Raw genomic sequence first — 1014 nt, 5'->3', positions numbered from 1 at the left:
CTGCTATATTGCCTAACCTTATGTTCGAGATGATACCAATCCAGCAAAATGGGGACATTTTTACCAAATAACCTTTTCACACGCTTTCGGATCGCAGTTGCTCCGTCAGTAATGGCTACCAGAGGCAGAGGTTTGTTGTTATAGCTTCTGCTTAGAATAAGGTGTATTTTGTCTTCAAGCTCACCACCCAGTGATGTGGATTCTGCTGAACTTAGGTAAATGAAGCCTAGCTTTTGATTACCAATTCCTATTACATCTGTTTGCACCCTTTGGGTACTTTTGAAGCCAGGACTTTCTTTACACCTACGTCGTTCATTTTGGCGTTTGACTCCCACTCCATCATCCAAATAAGTAATTTCTTCCCCGTCAGCTGCATAAATATCCACTTCGTCTACAAAATTAAGGCTTAGTTGCTGGTTGGGCGGCATTTGATGTAAATAGGTAGCCACTCGTTTACTCTCTTCTATAACCTTGTTTTGCAAATGGCTAACGCAGTAAGGTTGTTGCCCTACAATTCTTGTTAATAAACCAGCTAAATCGTTATAAGACACACGATTACTGTAAAAACTTATTAATTCGCGAAGCCCTTTACTTTCATAACTGCTTAAAAAATAACTACTTTTGCCACTGGCATCCAAGTAACGTTGTTGCTTAAAATTGTGAATGCCATTCAAGGTTCGGATTTGTACCTCATTATGCCCATTGCATTTTAACCCTGGTTTTTTTTACCTTCTTTTTGGTTAAGTTCAAGTAAGGACAGTTCACTTGCCGACATTGTATCAGATTTCACCTCACCAATTAAAGATTCTACCTCATCAAGGCTTTTGCCTGTTAATTCGCCAGGATATTCTCGTATAACTTCTATTTGATGTCCATTTTCATCCTCTATGAGTACTTTTACCTTTATCATAATCGTAGTTTTTTCTTAAATTTAATGAGTTTTGTAGATAATGAGTACATATTTAGCCTCATAATGGTCATTTAAATTGTCATCACTAGATTTTATACAGAAGG

At 37.5% G+C, this 1014-nt stretch carries 2 protein-coding genes; both read right to left on the bottom strand.

The window, feature by feature from the left end:
• A partial coding sequence (locus tag Q0954_RS34045) for a hypothetical protein (protein ID WP_299466571.1) occupies positions 1-674 on the bottom strand: 674 nt, incomplete at its 3' end.
• 35 nt (positions 675-709) lie between these two features.
• Complete coding sequence (locus Q0954_RS34040; RefSeq protein ID WP_299466568.1) at positions 710-910, bottom strand: hypothetical protein; 201 nt, start codon at positions 908-910, stop codon at positions 710-712.
• Between the last annotated feature and the right edge of the window lie 104 nt (positions 911-1014).

The organism is uncultured Microscilla sp. (assembly GCF_947493425.1).
GTDB lineage: Bacteria > Bacteroidota > Bacteroidia > Cytophagales > Microscillaceae > Microscilla.
The sequence above is the reverse complement of the archived record's forward strand: the minus strand, read 5'-3'. Positions and strand labels throughout refer to the sequence as shown.

Bases quoted from the DNA above. Each gene is read 5' to 3' on its own strand.
- Q0954_RS34040 (WP_299466568.1), bottom strand. From the start codon at position 910: ATGATAAAGGTAAAAGTACTCATAGAGGATGAAAATGGACATCAAATA.